This is a genomic window from Citrobacter sp. 506, assembly GCF_050434985.1.
Lineage (GTDB): Bacteria > Pseudomonadota > Gammaproteobacteria > Enterobacterales > Enterobacteriaceae > Citrobacter > Citrobacter braakii.
Map to the genome: position 1 here is coordinate 1043131 of NZ_JBNDJN010000001.1, position 16520 is coordinate 1059650.

The 16520-nt window shown below is 49.9% G+C and carries 16 protein-coding genes and 1 pseudogene; 9 read left to right on the plus strand and 8 right to left on the minus strand.

Translation table 11 applies throughout. The features are described from left to right. The first annotated feature begins 326 nt into the window (after nt 1-326). Nucleotides 327-1564, plus strand: a pseudogene (locus tag ABIE10_RS05250) (IS110 family transposase). A gap of 76 nt (nt 1565-1640) precedes the next feature. Here the strand turns inward: ABIE10_RS05250 and ABIE10_RS05255 are convergent. Then, complete coding sequence (locus tag ABIE10_RS05255) at nt 1641-2435, minus strand: AraC family transcriptional regulator (RefSeq protein ID WP_041165282.1); 795 nt, start codon at nt 2433-2435, stop codon at nt 1641-1643. 86 nt (nt 2436-2521) lie between these two features. On the opposite strand from ABIE10_RS05255, the gene ABIE10_RS05260 reads away from it, so the two are divergent. Continuing rightward, nucleotides 2522-3712 carry a CynX/NimT family MFS transporter gene (locus tag ABIE10_RS05260; RefSeq protein ID WP_014229922.1) on the plus strand — a complete coding sequence of 397 codons (1191 nt, stop codon included), beginning with the start codon at nt 2522-2524 and terminating at the stop codon, nt 3710-3712. Between the two features lie 208 nt (nt 3713-3920). On the opposite strand, the gene ABIE10_RS05265 is transcribed toward ABIE10_RS05260, so the two are convergent. Both ABIE10_RS05265 and ABIE10_RS05270 read right to left on the minus strand, forming a co-directional pair. Next, nucleotides 3921-4526 carry a nitroreductase family protein gene (locus ABIE10_RS05265; RefSeq protein WP_048762596.1) on the minus strand — a complete coding sequence of 202 codons (606 nt, stop codon included), beginning with the start codon at nt 4524-4526 and terminating at the stop codon, nt 3921-3923. A gap of 216 nt (nt 4527-4742) precedes the next feature. Continuing rightward, nucleotides 4743-5318, minus strand: a complete 576-nt coding sequence (locus ABIE10_RS05270; protein ID WP_048762607.1) for a YceI family protein — start codon at nt 5316-5318, stop codon at nt 4743-4745. A 308-nt stretch (nt 5319-5626) separates the two neighbouring features. Between ABIE10_RS05270 and ABIE10_RS05275 the strand changes: the two genes are divergently transcribed. Further along, complete coding sequence (locus tag ABIE10_RS05275) at nt 5627-6013, plus strand: winged helix-turn-helix transcriptional regulator (RefSeq protein ID WP_014229926.1); 387 nt, start codon at nt 5627-5629, stop codon at nt 6011-6013. Nucleotides 6014-6202: 189 nt separating this feature from the next. On the opposite strand, the gene ABIE10_RS05280 is transcribed toward ABIE10_RS05275, so the two are convergent. The 3 genes from ABIE10_RS05280 to ABIE10_RS05290 form a co-directional block, all read right to left on the minus strand. Further along, on the minus strand, nt 6203-6775 hold the full coding sequence (locus tag ABIE10_RS05280) for a flavin reductase family protein (RefSeq protein ID WP_014229927.1): 573 nt from the start codon (nt 6773-6775) through the stop codon (nt 6203-6205). Nucleotides 6776-6868: 93 nt separating this feature from the next. After that, nucleotides 6869-7384: an NAD(P)H-dependent oxidoreductase gene (locus tag ABIE10_RS05285; RefSeq protein WP_014229928.1), complete on the minus strand. Its 516-nt coding sequence runs from the start codon at nt 7382-7384 to the stop codon at nt 6869-6871. Between the two features lie 17 nt (nt 7385-7401). Continuing rightward, on the minus strand, nt 7402-8367 hold the full coding sequence (locus ABIE10_RS05290; RefSeq protein WP_082144865.1) for an aldo/keto reductase: 966 nt from the start codon (nt 8365-8367) through the stop codon (nt 7402-7404). 116 nt (nt 8368-8483) lie between these two features. Here ABIE10_RS05290 and ABIE10_RS05295 point away from each other — a divergent pair, with 116 nt between their 5' ends. Continuing rightward, nucleotides 8484-9377 (plus strand): LysR family transcriptional regulator, encoded by an 894-nt coding sequence (locus ABIE10_RS05295; RefSeq protein ID WP_041165285.1) that lies wholly within the window; start codon nt 8484-8486, stop codon nt 9375-9377. Between the two features lie 196 nt (nt 9378-9573). Here ABIE10_RS05295 and ABIE10_RS05300 read toward each other — a convergent pair whose 3' ends face one another. Beyond that, nucleotides 9574-10461, minus strand: coding sequence for a LysR family transcriptional regulator (locus ABIE10_RS05300; RefSeq protein WP_048762594.1), 888 nt, complete (start codon nt 10459-10461; stop codon nt 9574-9576). Nucleotides 10462-10603: 142 nt separating this feature from the next. Between ABIE10_RS05300 and ABIE10_RS05305 the strand changes: the two genes are divergently transcribed. The 3 genes from ABIE10_RS05305 (at nt 10604) to ABIE10_RS05315 (ending at nt 13450) form a co-directional block, all read left to right on the plus strand. Further along, entirely contained in the window at nt 10604-12001 is a 1398-nt protein-coding gene (locus ABIE10_RS05305; RefSeq protein ID WP_172569584.1) for an amidohydrolase family protein, read from the plus strand. Between the two features lie 14 nt (nt 12002-12015). Then, nucleotides 12016-12489, plus strand: a complete 474-nt coding sequence (locus ABIE10_RS05310) for a DMT family transporter (protein WP_012539997.1) — start codon at nt 12016-12018, stop codon at nt 12487-12489. A gap of 100 nt (nt 12490-12589) precedes the next feature. After that, nucleotides 12590-13450, plus strand: coding sequence for an SMP-30/gluconolactonase/LRE family protein (locus tag ABIE10_RS05315; protein ID WP_048762592.1), 861 nt, complete (start codon nt 12590-12592; stop codon nt 13448-13450). Between the two features lie 105 nt (nt 13451-13555). On the opposite strand, the gene ABIE10_RS05320 is transcribed toward ABIE10_RS05315, so the two are convergent. Next, nucleotides 13556-14509, minus strand: a complete 954-nt coding sequence (locus ABIE10_RS05320) for an aromatic alcohol reductase (RefSeq protein ID WP_014229934.1) — start codon at nt 14507-14509, stop codon at nt 13556-13558. Between the two features lie 69 nt (nt 14510-14578). Between ABIE10_RS05320 and ABIE10_RS05325 the strand changes: the two genes are divergently transcribed. Both ABIE10_RS05325 and ABIE10_RS05330 read left to right on the plus strand, forming a co-directional pair. Beyond that, a complete protein-coding gene (locus tag ABIE10_RS05325; protein ID WP_196781243.1) occupies nt 14579-15013 on the plus strand; it encodes a winged helix-turn-helix transcriptional regulator in 435 nt (144 codons plus the stop codon). 330 nt (nt 15014-15343) lie between these two features. Beyond that, the gene (locus tag ABIE10_RS05330) at nt 15344-16300 is read left to right on the plus strand and encodes an alpha/beta hydrolase (RefSeq protein ID WP_048762591.1); all 957 of its coding nucleotides are present in this window, start codon (nt 15344-15346) and stop codon (nt 16298-16300) included. Nucleotides 16301-16520 lie beyond the last annotated feature (220 nt).

Genomic DNA, 16520 nt, shown 5'->3' on the forward strand with positions numbered 1-16520 from the left:
GAGCATCTTTAACCGAATTGACCTGCGTGAATCGAAAGTGTGAGGTCCGCTTATCATTTAGATCTATCCACGGAAACGGATTGGGTCAGTTATGAGCGAACTATAGTCATTCTAACCCTGAGAATTACACTTTTGAGTGATTCAGGGTATGCGCTTACTGGTTACGAATATTGAGCGAGAATCATGTGATGATCGCCGCTTCTCTTTCGAACCAGTAGGTGCTCCGCGTTCGCTAACGAATACTCAGGGCATGCAGATACACTGCTGACTATATTTCTTTCGAAGAGCGTGGAATGCATACCAATCCCCGATGAAAGGAGTTGGTGATGACTGCGACTAATCAATTTGCTGCACATGTTGGTCTGGACTGGGCAGATAAAAAACACGATGTCTGTGTTCAGTTCAAAAACGGTGAACGCGTATTCCATGTGATTGAACATACGGCAGAAGCGCTTGATATCTGGCTTACTGAGTTACACCAGAAGGTAAAAGGCAGAATCGCAATAGCTCTCGAGCTGAAGAAGGGCCCCGTGGTATATGCTCTTCAAAAATATCCCTTTATCACCGTTTTCTCCGTCCACGCTTTGTCCCTGGCTCGTTACCGGCAAGCCTTCTCACCCAGCGGCGCTAAAAATGACCCGCAGGATGCCGAGCTAGCATTAGAGTTAATGCTACGCTATCCCCAAAAGATAAAAGCCATTGAACCCGACAACGCAGATATCCGGTTACTCCAGCAATTAGTTGAGCAGCGCCGACTGCTGGTCGAAGACAAGCGTCGCTTTGTAAATCGGCTCATCAACACGCTTAAGCAGTATTACCCCCTGCCCCTGGAATGGTTCTCCCATCGGGACAATTCACTGTTCTGCGAGCTAATCATTCGCTGGCCCAGCCTGCAACAACTCAAACGGGCTCGCAGCGATACTGTTCGTCATTTTATGAACGCTAAAGGTGGTCCTGCTGTTGCATATACCGAACAGCGGGTTGCAAGTATTGCCAATGCTATTCCACTGACCACAGATAAAAGTGTAATAGAGGCAAATGCATTGATGGCAACAGCACTCGCATCTCAAATCAAACTGGCAGGCGACCTAATCAGAACCTACGACGAACGTATTGAATCCTTATTCGGTACGCTTCCGGATGCAGAACTGTTCAAATCACTTCCTGGAATGGGACCGTGCATGGGTCCAAGGATGCTTGCCGCACTGGGTGATAACCGCGACCGCTTCAACAGCGCTGAAGAAATTCAAAACTACGCAGGTATTGCACCGGTGACAGAACGAAGTGGCCAGAAATCCTGGGTTCACTGGCGATGGCAGTGTGCTAAGTTCGTCAGGCAGACTTTTGTTGAATGGGCTGCCAAGACGGTTAACTCATCATACTGGGCCAGACTTTATTATCAGGGACTGCGAGAAAAAGAGAAATCGCACCAATCTGCAATCCGGGCTCTTGCTTTCAAATGGATAACGATCATTTACCGCTGCTGGAAGACCAAACTCGGTACGATGAAGCGAAGTATTTGCTGGCTCTCGAAGCGCGACACTCGCCCTTACTGAAGCCATAAAAAGCTTGTTGAATGTCTCAGGGCGTGAAGCGGACGCTGGTGTTCTTTGAATAAATCCGGCTTCTGTGCTTGTGCACTAATCCAGGGAAGAAAAATATTGCGTCGGTGATTTACCCAGCGCTTTTCTGAACATCGTAATAAACGCACTGACCGAATCATATCCCAGCGTTCCGGCTACGCGCTGCACGGGCTGACCTTCAGACAGATGGCTCAGGGCAATCATCAAATGCAGCTGCTGACGCCAGCGACCAAAGCTCATTCCTGTCGCCTCTTTTATCAGCCTGGCCAGAGATCGTTCGCTGATGGCCAGATGAGCAGCCCAATGCTTTAACGTTCGCCGGTCATCTGGCTCATTAAAAAGTGCCTCAGCCATAATCCGGATTTTAGGATGATCTGATACAGGAAGATGGAGTGCTTCAACCGGCACATCCGGAATATGCTCCAGCAGCACCGCTGCAAGCCTGGCGGTTTTACTGTCAGGAGAATAAGCATGTTCCTGCTCTGCAAGATACAGAACAAGCTCGCGAACCAGAGGTGTAATCGCTATGGTACAGCAGATTTTCGGCATCGCTGCCGTGCCGGGCTCGATGAATAAAAGGCACGTGTCTGCATTCTTCGTGATCCGGCAACGGTGGGGGATTTCTCCCGGAACCCAGACGGCATGTCCTGGTGGAACAAGCCACAGCGCATCCTCAACCTCACAGCGCACTGCACCGCGCAAAGAGAGAATAAGTTGCCCCTTGCGATGAGCGTGCGGACTTTGCCCGGCATACTCACCTGACGATGATACATGCAGGGCGATAGCGGCCTGACTGAAATCATCGGCATTAAACTCTTCCGGCGAGGTCACAGATTTTTTATTAACTGGCATGATTTAGCTATATGTTGTCAGGTTATCTATATTCTGTAACTCATGCGTCCTTTAAAGTCTTTCTTTTTTCAGAGAAAGCAAAACTTATGTCCCACACTACGAACAAGTGGTCTTCAATCATACTTGTGACCGGCATCCTTTTTATCGCCATTAACCTGCGTGTTCCTTTTACCGCTATAGCACCCGTTTTAGAGTCCATTCGCCATGATTTTGGGCTAAGTATCACAGCCGTTGGGTTGCTTAACTCGCTTCCTTTACTGGCCTTTGCCGCCTTTTCTCCACTGAGCGCATCGATTTCCCGCAAGTACGGCCTGGAACGCACCCTTTTTGGTGCCCTGGTCGTGATTTCAGCGGGGATTCTGCTTCGCTCAACAGACAGCGTCTGGGCGCTTTATGGCGGAACAGTGTTAATTGGTATCGGGATTGCCCTGGGCAATGTCCTGCTGCCTGGCCTGATCAAACGTGACTTTTCCGGCAACGTGGCTTCCGTGACGGGAGCATATTCCATCACCATGGGCGCCGCTGGCGCCATTGGATCTGCCATTGTCATTCCTCTGACGCAGAGCTGGGGCTGGAACATCGCGTTAGCCATGTTGGTTATTGCACCGCTCCTTGCGTTGCTTTTATGGTTGCCGCAGTTGAAGAAAAAGCATCAACTGCCAGTAGCAGGTGAGAAAAAAGCAGCGACCGTTGCGGTCTGGCGCTCGTCTCTGGCGTGGCAGGTCACCTTGTTTATGGGCCTGAATGCGATGCCGTTTTATGTTGCGGTCGGCTGGCTGCCAGCCATTCTGACAGACAGTGGGCTCTCCTCAGCTCAGGCTGGTGAGGTACATGGCATCCTTCAGCTCACCACCGCCATTCCCGGCCTGATTCTGGCAGCCACGCTGCGTCGTCTTAACGATCAGAAATTAGCCGCTGCTGGCGTCAGCCTGTTAACCGCAGTGTCCTTTATTGGCATCCTTTATTTGCCAAATCTGGCGATGCTGTGGGCTGCACTCCTCGGCTTCGGCTCGGGTGCCAGCATGATGCTGGGTCTGACCTTCATCGGGTTGCGCACTACAAACGCTGGTGATGCTGCCGCGCTGTCAGGTATGGCGCAGAGTATCGGTTATCTGATGGCGGCGATGGGACCGCTGTTGCTGGGTAAAGTACAGGAGTTGTCCGGAGGTTGGACGGTGCCATTACTGATGACCACAGCAATCTCAGTTGCAGGAGCCTGCACCGGAATGGCTGCCGGACGAGATGCGCACCTGGAACCTGTACAGCAGCCGGGCTGAATGGGTTTACACAGCAAGGTACCAGCTGATCCTCTGCGGCGGATGCTTTCCATCGAGGTTCTGAAGCGTCTTAATGGTACCGGAGCCATCTGTACTATCCCGATGAGCGGACTTTTCGGTGAAAAGGCCGCTCAGGGCGAGCGTAACATTCAGCGGCCGCCCTGAAGCTCAGGGCGATCGCGGTCAGTAATAATATAATAAACAAGCCTTATGACTGTTTGGCAACGATGAATCGCTTTTCATCACTCATAAAGGCTTTTTCACTGGCGGGTGAAAGGATGGCACCGAAATTCATATGCGCGCGGAGTTTCCATGATGGAGGAACATTCCACTCAGTGCGAATATCTTCATCGATCAGAGGATTATAATGCTGCAGGTTGGCACCAATTCCTTTTTCAGCCAGCGCCAGCCAGACAGCATACTGTGCAATACCTGTGCTGTGCTCAGACCATACCGGGAAATTGTCCGCATAGGCCGCAAACTGCTCCTGTAGTGACTTGACAACATCCTGATCCTCGAAAAAAAGTATTGAGCCGGCAGCCGCTGCAAACCCGTCTATTTTATCTGAGGTGCCGGAGAAACTTTCTGCAGGCACGATTTTGCGTAACTGTTCACGCGTGAGTTCCCATAAGCGAGCGTGCTGCTCACCCAGTAAAATCAGAAGCCTTGAGCTTTGCGAGTTAAAAGCAGAAGGAGCCTGCTTCACTGCCTCAATGACAGTGCCGATCAGCTCGTTCTCCGGGACAGGAATATCTTTTCCAAGTACATAAATGGTGCGTCGTTTTCTGGCAAGCTCTAAAAAGTTACCTGTCATGAATTAGCCCTCAGATGAATTGTTTGACATCGTAATTTGCCCCGTCTTGCCCTCTGACTGGACTGATAGGGTCAGCATGCAATAATACACGCTGACTCATTAGTGCATGCTTTCCGAAGGATTACGGACAGGATGCGACATTGTTAAAAGTTTGGACTGGAAGTAAAGATGCTTCATCAGCCCACGCTTCTGAAGCATTAACGGCTCCGCATCTTATTAATCTGAATACGCCTCCGAAGACACGGTCAGTGTGATATTATCGCTTACATAAGGAACGTATTTATCAATTTTAAAGTCTGATCTCTTAATCACACCGGTGGCGTTAAAACCTACCGCATTTTTCTTCTCCATAGCCTGAAAACCTGCTTTGTTCAGGGTTGCATGAAGAATAACCGGCCGGGTTATGGATTTAATGGTTAAATTTCCCCGTACGTCATACTTATCACCATTCATTTCAATGCTGGTGCTTTTAAAATTTGCGACCGGATATTTCTCCGCATCAAAATAATCTGGCTGACCAAACTCTTTATTCAGTGCTGGAACGCCGGTATCAATACTGGCTACAGGAATGTTGATATCAACCAGTGATAAAATTTTTGTTGCCGGATCGAACTTAACTGTGCCATCTACATGATGAAGGGATGCCGTCGGGTTCGAAAAACCTAGGTGGTTCCAGCTAATAACCACAGACGTATGCGATTCATCAAGTTTATAACTCGCTGTTTTCGCCTGTGCAGCAGTAGTAAAGAGAAGTGAAAATAACAGTGAAGCAGAAAGTACATGATATTTCATTGATATAACCCGATTCATAAGGATTGATTGTTATTAGCGCAGGCGCTTATATAGCAAGCCGGCTTATTTGATAAAATTTTCGTTATTACACAAAAAAATTATTTGTTCGTGCTGGCGGCTAATGGCTATCAGTGTTCGTAACGTATGACATTATCGTGTCACAAACTCAGCATTACCAACTCATTATCTGGTTATTTCAATAATTACGATGGTTAAGCCGCAGCAGCATGGCACATGCAAATCTCTTGATTTCAGCGCTATAGTAGATTTAGACTAACTTATCTTCAAGTACCCACCTCAAGGTAAGTATGGAAAAATTCAACGACTGTTTTACACTGGACAACAAAGAACCCGGTAATGTTTTGCGGGAGGCATGTCCTGCCCGTGAAGTTCTCGAGGTTCTGGTGAGCAAATGGACATTGCTCATTATTCATGCCCTTTCTGACGGTGCATCAAGGCCGGGTGATTTGCGAAGAAAAATTCAGGGTATATCAGAAAAGGTGCTGTCACAGAATCTTAAGGAACTTGAAAGCAGGAATCTTGTTACGCGCACTGTCTTTCGTGAAGTACCGCCCAAAGTCGAATATGCACTCACGGAACTGGGAACGTCCCTCTGGCAGGCAGCGAATGAACTCAACCGGTGGGTAGAACAAAACTGTCACTTTCTGATTAAAGACACTGATCCTTCCATGTGACATGCCATTGTTCATTTATGAGTGCTGCGGGCTAACAGGAGCATATAAGAAGGCAGGCTGCAGGCGCCGAAAAGCGACTTCCCTTGCTGGCTCAGAGGCGGTATCGCCTGCTGGCCATGAGGGAACAGCAAGGCATTTTAACAACAAGTCCCTGCAGTTTGTTGTATCAGTACAAAAAGCACTCGCGTCTCAGTCTTTGCCCGGCCCATGGTCAAACCGGGTTCCTTTGCCGATGGCATAAAACTGCCCCCCGGCGACATAATGTATGGTTCGTAATTCGTCAGGTGCTTCATCAAATATCCAGTGTCCATTGCGAAAAACCCGATCGTCACTCCACGCGCCGGCAATTTCTCCCATAAACAGATTATGTTCCAGCTCATATGCCGCGTTGGGTATTACCTTACATACAAGCCAGCCAGCACAACCCTCTACCAGCGGAACATCGAACTCTTTCAGGTAGAACGTCGGTATTTTATGATTCTTGTCAGGCCTGTCACGGTAGCTGTGCTCACCTGCGTACAAAACGGTTTCCATCTGGCTGACTACGGGGATCTGTACGGCAAACAGACCACTTTCTTCCACCAATCCACGGGTATAAGCCTGCGGACCGATATACGCCATGACTTTATTGATCCCCACCAGACTCACCCAGGCAGCGGCCATCACATTGGCATTACCATTATGCTTAGCGGAAATCATTGTAGTTGGGCCGACCTGCAATAATCGATATGCTTTGTTCAGTTCGACTGGCTGTAAAGACACACGATTTCTCCTTCCCATAAATGAAAAATGTGCCGTTATCAGCAACGGCACATTTGAAGGCGTTTTAATACACTGATGATCGCCTGAAGATAATCAGGCTAATACCGTTTTGTATCGTCCGGCCTGAGCTGCGATTTCTTCGTCAGTTATCGTCGCGCTTCCGCCTGTAATGAACGGCTTGATGTAGTTCATACCCAGATACCCGGAGATGGTTTCAAAAGACAGCAGGTACTCTCCTACCGTATGTCCGGCAGCGCCATCAGGCTGATAGGCAGACTCAGCACCTCCAAGCGAAACTGCCAGCATGAGTTGCTTGTCGTGCAGCGCCTGTGTTTCTCCACCATGTGACCAGCCGTACGTCAGTACATCGTCAAGCCACTGTTTCAGAAGTGGCGGCGTGCTGTACCACTGCATAGGGAACTGCAGCACGACACGATCCGTCTTCTCCAGGGCAGCCTGTTCAGCGGCCACGTCGATTTTGCCATCCGGATACAGGTCATAGAGATAACGCACTTCAACGCCTGTCAGTGATGCTGCACCTTTTGCCAGGGCTGAGTTTACCCGGGACTGATTAATGTTGGGATGGGTAACAAATACTGTTGTTTTCATAGCGATCTCTTATTTTTTCAGAAGAATGTTTCGTCAATTTCAAGCCGGGATAAGGCTTCGTTGATATCATTTAATTCGGCGTCACTGAGCTGAACATTTGCGGCGTGAAAATTCTCTTCCAGCCGGTGTAGTTTTGTTGTTCCCGGGATCGGCACAATGTAAGGCTTCTGAGCCAGCTCCCAGGCAAGAACAATCTGTGCTGAAGTTGCGTTGTTTCTTTCTGCAATTTCAGCGATTAGCTTAAGAAGCGTCTGGTTATTTTCCATCACCTCTGGTTTGAAGCGCCCCATCATGCCCCGGTAATCGCCTTCCCCGTAGGTTGTATTAGCTGTGACCTGACCACTCAGGAATCCATTACCCAGCGGGCTGTAGGCCATAAAACCAATATCAAGTTCATCGCAGACCTTAAACAGATCCTGTTCAGGTTTACGCCACATCATTGAATACTGGTCTTCAACCGCAGTGACCGGGCAGATGGCATGAGCCCGGCGTATGTAAGATACGGGCGCATTGGATAAGCCCCAGTACTTTATTTTGCCCTCCGCGATCAGCTCTTTCATTAATCCTGCCACCACTTCCGGCTCAACTTTTGGGTCGACACGATGCTGATAAAACAGGTCGATATGGTCGGTCTTCAGGCGCCTGAGGGAACCTTCCAGTTGCTCTCTGACAGATGCCGGACGGCTGTCTAATACCGGCACCAGCTGTCCATCACTATTTTCCATTCCTGTCACGCCGAATTTGGTCGCGATGACAACGTTGTCCCTGTGTTTGCTGAGCGCTACCCCCAGCAGTTTTTCGTTTTCAAATCCGTAAATGGGGGCAGTGTCGAAAAGGTTGCAGCCCAGCTCTACAGCCTTGTCTATCAGCTTTGTCCTTTCCCGGATCTCAACTGAATAGCCATAGCCATGGTCCATGCCCATGCACCCCAGCCCCATTTCCGAGACATGAAGCCCCTGGCTACCTAACCTTCTAATTTTCACGATTATTTCACCCTTCTTTAAGGTATTAACTATTCTTAGATGCTAAGTATACGGTTGGATTTATTGCTGAAAAATTGTTAATTTAGAAAATCAGAATTGCTAAAATCACAATTATTATGAATAAACTCGATGCCCTGAGATTTTTTGTTACTGCTGCAGAAACAATGAATTTTCGCGAAGCGGCAGTCAGGCTGGCCATTTCTCCATCCGTGGTGACACGCACGATTGCTGATCTGGAACATCAGCTTGGCGAACCGCTTTTTAAGCGCAATACCCGATCCATTGTGCTGACCAGCTTTGGTGAGTTTTTCTTGCCCCGTGCCATGCGGCTGCTTGAAGACTCAGAGGCCCTTTTCCAGACGGCCAGAGATGACAATGAGATGAAGGGTGTTGTGAGGATCACGCTATTCCGGTTTCCCGGCCACGAGCAGGTGTTATATGAGCTTCTGACCGCTCTCGATCCCTATCCTGAGCTGTTTATTGACTGGCGGTTAGACATGATGAAGCTGGATACTGTCCAGAACCGTATTGATATGGGGATCCGTATAGAGCGGGAGCCAAACCCGAATTTTATCGTCAGGCCCATTACGCTGGTTCATCATGCCCTGATGACTTCTCCCCGGCTCATTGACAGGCTGGGCGCACCGAAAAATTTTGAAGACCTGCGTCAGCGTTACCCTTTCAGCGGTCTGCTTAACCCTGAAACCGGCAAGGTGTTTGAATTTATGCTCGACGGCGTCAATACCTTTATTCCCCGGCACCTGGAGTTTTTTACCACCGACTCCCAGTCTGAGATTCAGGCTGCGTTAACCGGTAAAGCCGTGATTCAGTCGAGTAATCTGGCCTGCAGGGAATACCTTGAAGACGGCAGGCTGGTGAATGTCCTGCCGGAACTGAAACTGGAAACCTGGCAGCTTTATCTTTACCGGCCCTATCAGACCCTGGTACCACAGCGCATCAGGACCGTTTTTCACATCCTTGAAAATATTTTACTCAGACACTTTAGTTAAAAGAGGGCCCGGATGTGGCTGGCGCTCTTAGCCGGCGTCCCCCCGTAAACCGGAGATGTGAATTTCTGGGTACAGCCTTTCTCCGGGAAGTCGCTGCTCCGGGATGCTCATATCCGCGAAATAAAGTCTGCCGTTCTTTCAGGTCCCCTGAATACTGCTGACTTTTAGTATGCAACGGGGAGCTGTGACAGACGTATCAACTGAATATTTCATCTATCCAGTCTGCAAATGCACGTACGGCGGGTGAAAGAAAACGCTGATGGGGATAAAGCAATGCGACAGGAACAGACGACGGCTGCCAGTCGGCCAGGACTTCAACCAGCGTTCCTTTCTGAAGGTGTTCTGCTACAACGTTCTCAGCAAGCTGCGCCAGCCCGAATCCTTCGAGGCACATTTTTATATAGAGTCCCGTCTCGTTGACGGCTGCCTGCCCCCTGACGGGTACGGACAGCGTTTCTGTTCCCTTTACAAAACGCAATTCGTCTGTACGCCGGCTTTGTCCGGAAAAATAATGAATAGCCCGGTGATGAGATAAATCTTCAGGTGACTGCGGAATACCGTACTCCCTGAGATAATCGGGAGAGGCGCAGGTGATCCAGCGAAATTCTCCGAGCGGACGGGCTACAAGCGTGGAGTTAAGTAACTCTCCGGTTCTGATCACGCAGTCCACGCCCTCCTGAACCAGGTCAACCTGCCGGTCGCTGACGCCGATCATCAGGTAAATATCAGGATAACGGCTGTAGAACTCTTTCAGGTTTGGCATCACGAGGAAGTGCGCTATACCGCCGGGCATATCAACGCGTAAACGACCACGGGGGCGCCTGTTCGAATCGGCCAGACTGGCTTCCGTATGTTCAATTAAGGCCAGAATTTCCCGGCACTGCGCCAGATACTGCATACCTTCCGGAGTCAGGCTGACACGTCTTGTGGTCCGGTTCAGCAGACGCACCTGCAGATATTTCTCCAGGTTTTTGATGGTGCTGGTAACAGTAGAAGAAGGCAGGGACAGTGTTTCCGCTGCCCGGACAAAGCTTCCGGCCTCAGCCACCCTTATAAAAACCTGCATAGCCTGAATACGATCCACCTGATTGCGCTCCTGAATAGCATGTGACGGTGATAACCATCATTATTCGCAAATTCTGAATGATGAAAACACGTTAGTCATCTTTTTCAGCTTAAACAGGAGGCGTATTGTTTTCCTTCTGAACCTGAAAGAGACAATTCAAATGACCGATTACTGCAGAAATATTGTTAACAATCAGACGGAAAATGCGCCGGTAACGCTGATCAGCGGTGCAACCATACTGAGTATGGATGAGAATGTTGGTAACCATGAACGTGGCGATATTCTTGTCACAGGGTCAACCATCACCGCCATCGGTAAGGACCTGAACGCCGAGGGTGCTCACGTCATTGATGCCACAAATATGATTGCCATGCCGGGGATGGTCGATTCTCATCGTCACGCCTGGGAAGGCCAGCTGCGCCGCATCAACCCAAACGCCACCTGTCTGGACGACTATAGCAATGCCACGCACTTCTCGTTTGCGAAATACTATCGGCCCGCAGATATCTATGTCGGTAATCTCCTGACGGCGCTGGGCGCGATTGATGCGGGTATCACTACCATGATTGATAACTCGCACAACAGCCGTACCGCAGCACATGCAGACGCCGCCGTTGAAGCCCTGCTTGATGCCGGAATTCGCGCTATTCATGCGTCCGGCGCGCCGGTAGCAGGCGAATGGGACAGAGCGCACTGGCCGGGTAACTGGCAGCGTCTGCAGGAAAAATATTTCAAAGACAATCCTGAGGGACTGGTTTCTCTGGGCGTCATGGCCCAGCTGGAGCCGGAATTGTGGGCCGAGGCCCGCCGGCTCGGGCTGCCAATCGTGACCGAATTCTTTGGGGCTGAGATGGCTTCAGAGCTTAAATCACTGCATCAGCAGGGCCTGCTGGGCCCGGACAATATCTTCAATCACTGCACAGCACTGCCTGATGAGGGCTGGGAAATCCTGCGTGAAGCCGGCGTACGAGTGAACGTCTGTCCGCGCTCAGATTCGCACTATGGCATTGAAAGCGGGATGTTTGCCATTGAGGCCGCGCAGCGCCATGGCATCAATCCTGGCCTGAGCGTGGATAACGAAACGTCTTACAGCACAGATATGTTTATGGAAATGCGCGTGGCGTTCTATCTGCAGCGCGTGATGGGTATGCATAAGCAGCACTGCTGTGATTCAGGGCATTCTCTGACAACGCTCCCGGCAGCGCAGCTGCTGAAGTCGGCAACCGTCGATGGTGCGACCTGTGCCGGACTACAGGATAAAGTGGGTAGCCTGACGCCAGGCAAACAGGCCGACCTGATCCTGATTAACGCTGCTGATCTCAATCTCTATCCGAACGGGAATGCCTTCGGGACGGTGGTGCATGCAACTGAACGCAGCAACATCGATACTGTCATGATTGGCGGGCGCATCGTCAAGCAGAACGGCAAAGTTCTGGGCGTGGACAGCGAGCGTCTTCGTGCTGCCATCGATGAATCACGCGAACACCTTTTCGCCGCCGCCGGGTATGAGCCGGACATCTTTGCGGAGAAATTCCTGCCGCTGGTACAGGCAAACTGACAGGGAATAACAGCATGAGCGCGATTTATTACGTAATAGCTTTTGCAGCGGGTCTTGGTATTACCTTGCAGACAACCCTGAACAGTCAGCTCGCAAAAGGACTCGGGGGCGATCCGGTCACCGCCGCGTTCTTTTCCTTTACGGCCGGGGCGTTGAGCCTCGGGATTTACTCGCTGCTACGTGGCGGGTTATTTAGCTCTCTCGCTGCTATTCCTTCGCAGCCAGCATGGAGTCTGGCGGGCGGCCTGATCGGTGCCTGTGCGTTGTTCAGCTACGTGGTGCTGGCACCGAAAATCGGTTTTTCAGCCCTGCTCGGGCTGGCAATCGTTGGGCAGTTACTCTCGTCGCAGATGATTGACCATTTCGGTCTGCTGGGTGCTGTACGGCGACCGGTTTCGCTACTCAAACTGGGGGGCATGCTGGTCATGCTGGCAGGACTCGCCATCATGCTTTTTGGTGACAAACTTTCAGCGCGTTTTTTGCCCTGACAGGGTGGGAATAGCTTGTTACTGCCGTCTGCCATAATGCAGATGGCCTTACGCTTTTGGTCAGGCGCGATGCGAAACTTTTATATGCGGGAGAAATAACATGTTTTCAGTGTCTGCTGATGCCAGAAATTTGCTGGGAGAGTGCCCAATCTGGTGCGAGAGGACACGCAGGATTTACTGGACTGACATTGAAGGCAGCGAGCTGCTTGCCCTTGAAGAAGACACCAGTGTTGTGATGCGCTGGTCCCTGCCTGAACGCCTCGGATCGTTTGCTCTTACTGAACATTCTGACGTTTTATTGATGGGACTGGCGTCCCGATTCGCCTTCTGCGATCTGAATACGGGTATCTTTACGCCGGTTGTGGCGTCACCGGGAGGACCGGGAACACGGACAGGGGATGGTCGGTGCGACCGCGAGGGTAATTTCGTCTTCGGGACCATGGATGACGGATACCCCGCGAAAATCATAGGAAGATTTCACAGGCTAAATGCAGCGACACTCAGCATTGAGACGCTACCCCTGCCTGAGGTGGCCATCCCGAACAGCATCTGTTTCAGTCCGGACGGCAGCACGATGTATTACTGTGACTCGATGCAGGGCCGTATAATGTGCTGTGATTACCCCTCCATGAATAACCAGCGCGTGTTCACTGCAACAGAAGGAAAGGGAGCGCCTGACGGCTCCTGCGTGGACGCAATGGGCTATGTCTGGAATGCCGAATGGGGAGGAAGCCGTGTTGTACGTTATCGTCCGGACGGAACGACGGAGAGTATCCTGCCCTCTCCAGGAGTTCAGAGCACTTGCCCGACACTCGCGGGAGAAGCATTCACAACGCTGTATTGTACCAGTGCCAGCGTGGGTCTTTCTGTGCCGTCAAGGCATGATGGAGCATTGCTAAGAGCGAAATCAGCCGTATTCCCCGGTTTACCGGAGAGCCGGTTTTCAGCGCACACAGCGTAACCGCTTTGCTATCAGTGCCAACAGGGGGAACAGAGTCTTTCTCTTCACCATATTCGGGCAGGCAGGAGAAAGACTCTGGTATTTATTACAGCAGCTTAAATACGATTATAATGAGCTGCCCGGGGTCAGATTTGCATTTATCCAGGCTGCCACGTCGGTAACCGGAATGTTATGGCGTTCATTGAATGTCTGCTTTTTATCCCATGCAACACCCCGCCCCTGTGCAAAAACGGCACGATACTTAGACATCATGTCTTGCGGGTTGAGCGCGAGTTTATCCATCAGATATTGTTCGCTCCATTCCGTGCAGCTGAAAGGACGGCCAAGCGCTGATTGCAGCTTATCTGCTACCTCTGCGTAGGTCAGTGTATCACCGGCGATATACACAATTTCGTTCCGGATGCGAGGAGTTTTAAATACGATCGCTGCCGTCAGCATCCCGATATCATCGGGAGTTGTCAGCGTCATGGTGTTGTCAATACTGCCGAGTGCGTGAACAGTATCGTTCTGCAGATCGACCACACCGAAGTCTGGTTCGAACAAATAGCTCATGAAGATGCCGGTCGAAATGATGACCCACTCAGTTTCATGCTGGCTGCGTAGTAAATCACGCACGTCAATCTGCGCGTCGAAGATGTCTTGTGGACTGCCGCGTCCGATGGCATCAAAATCGGCACCAAACTGCCATGGAAAATAGCGTGGAATCCGCGCCTGCAGGGCCGCCTGCGCCAGTTTCATCGGTGTATTTATGCCGGCCGCGTACCCCGCGCAGCCAACGACTGTGTCAAATTGCGCAAAGAGGCTGGCCAAATCGTCGACAGAACTCATGACGAGATCGCCCGTGACTATATTAATACCGAGGTTTCTGATTTCCGTGATAACGAATTGTTTTCCAGGTTCATCTGACGTTACGGTACTTTCGCGCAGCAGCACGCTGATTTTCGTTCCCTCCACATCTTTTGCCCGAAGGGCAAGATTTCGCAGAACGGGGAGGCCCAGCTCACCGGCACCGAGCACGAGGATATTTTCAGACGTAGTGTTAAGATCTGTTTTGTTCATAATCTGGCCTTACATGAATTGTTGCACCACTCTAGCAATTCATAACAGGCTAAAAAAGAAGGTACATGTATGATACCGGGAGTCAATGAAATGGATCGGGAAGATATTCTTCAGTATTCGCAGGCTGTTTGTAAGGGGCTGAGAGACGATGATGATGGCTTGCGGCGGGAGGTGCTGGCTCATGCCGGAAGTCGCTGGTCGCTGGGTATCGTCAACACGCTTGGCGTTTATGGCAGACTGCGTCATGCCGAAATTGGCAGGCGTATGCACGGAGTGACTCAGCGCATGCTGACGCGTACATTACGACAGCTTGAGCGTGACGGACTGGTTATCCGCCATGATTTCAGTGAAATCCCGCCACGAGTCGAATACGAACTGTCCGATACAGGTATGGAGTTACTTGTACGGATGATCCCGCTGTGGACCTGGATTGTCGATAATGCTGATCGCTTTCGTGAAGACCGGTTGAGATATGAAAAAAATAACAGTAACCCGGGGACGTAACTGGCCATGAATATAAAACATCACTTTTCATGGTTTGTAACGAATACAAGTATCTGAATAGATAAGCCTTCGGATATGTATGTATACAGTAGTCATCCGGAGACAGAACCGATTTCACCGGGCTCGGCCGGGATGGTGTAATTAAAGAGGATTAGATTTTACGTATCTCTATCATCAATATCAGTCGGTGCATATTTCAAATGGGTGTTATAGCGAATTTGATTTTCGCCACCATTAATTCGGCCTTAAAAATTATCTGACAGGATGACCTATCCTTTCAGAATAATAGGTTGACTGGCGAAACAATATTTTAAAAACTGGTGATTTTTTATGATTCCTAAAATAAATAGTGAAGTCTCTTCTGATTATCATGATCTGCCTGGTTATATTCATGGGGCGAAAATTATCCAAGTCGCTTTGACTAAACACCCTATAGACAATATCAGTGATGTGGTTTATGAGACAGTGAAAAACACTCGTTCTGTCAGGCAATTGCATATGTCTTTTCTGGTTCCTCGTACCAAAATTTTGAAACCAGCCATCATCTATTTTCCTGGGGGAGGATTTATGACAGCTGAGCACAATAAATTTGTGGAAATGCGCATGGCTTTAGCGGAGGCTGGCTTTGTTGTTGCAGCGGCAGAATACAGGACAATTCCGGATACTTTCCCTGCGCCAGTGATAGATGCTAAAGCAGCAGTAAGATACCTTCGTCAACATGCCCACGATTATGGAATTGACCCCTCACGAATTGGTGTATTTGGCGATTCTGCAGGAGGATGGCTGGCGCAGATGCTTGGTACCACTAATGGCGATAAATCATTCGATCACGGCGATTTTCTCAGCCAGTCCGCTGATGTGCAGGCTGTGGCTACGCTTTACGGAATATCAGATCTGCGTAACATAGGTGACGGTTTTCCGGATCACCGACAAAAAGTGCATCAGTCTCCTGCAGTCGCGGAGTCACTGCTAATTAATGGTGTGGCTTTCAAGAATTTTGCAGGTGCCTCCATCAGTTCTGTACCTGAAAAAGCGATAAATGCAAGCCCCATAGGACGTCTCAAAGGATGTAAACCTCCGTTCCTAATAATGCATGGAAGTAAGGATACATTAGTATCGCCTAAGCAGAGCGCAACGCTTTACAAAGCCCTTTTGGAATCGGGGAACAAAACGGACTACGTACTTATCGAAGGTGCAGAACACGGTGATGATCACTGGTATCAACCCGTTGTCATAAATAGGGTTGTTGACTGGTTCAGCGGGCATCTTTGTCCTGATAATACATGATGACTGACGCTCTGTTGAATCACTCAAACTGTTGTCAGCAACGTCCGCTTCACGCCCTGAGACATTTGACAAGCTTTTTACGGCATCAGTAAGAGCGATTTTCGCTCTTCCAATGCCAGCAAAATAGTTAGCGAACGTGGAGCACTTACTGGCTCGAAAGCAAAGCGGCAATCATCAAACCGCATGATTCTGGCACAGTATTCGTAACCAGTAAGCGCAT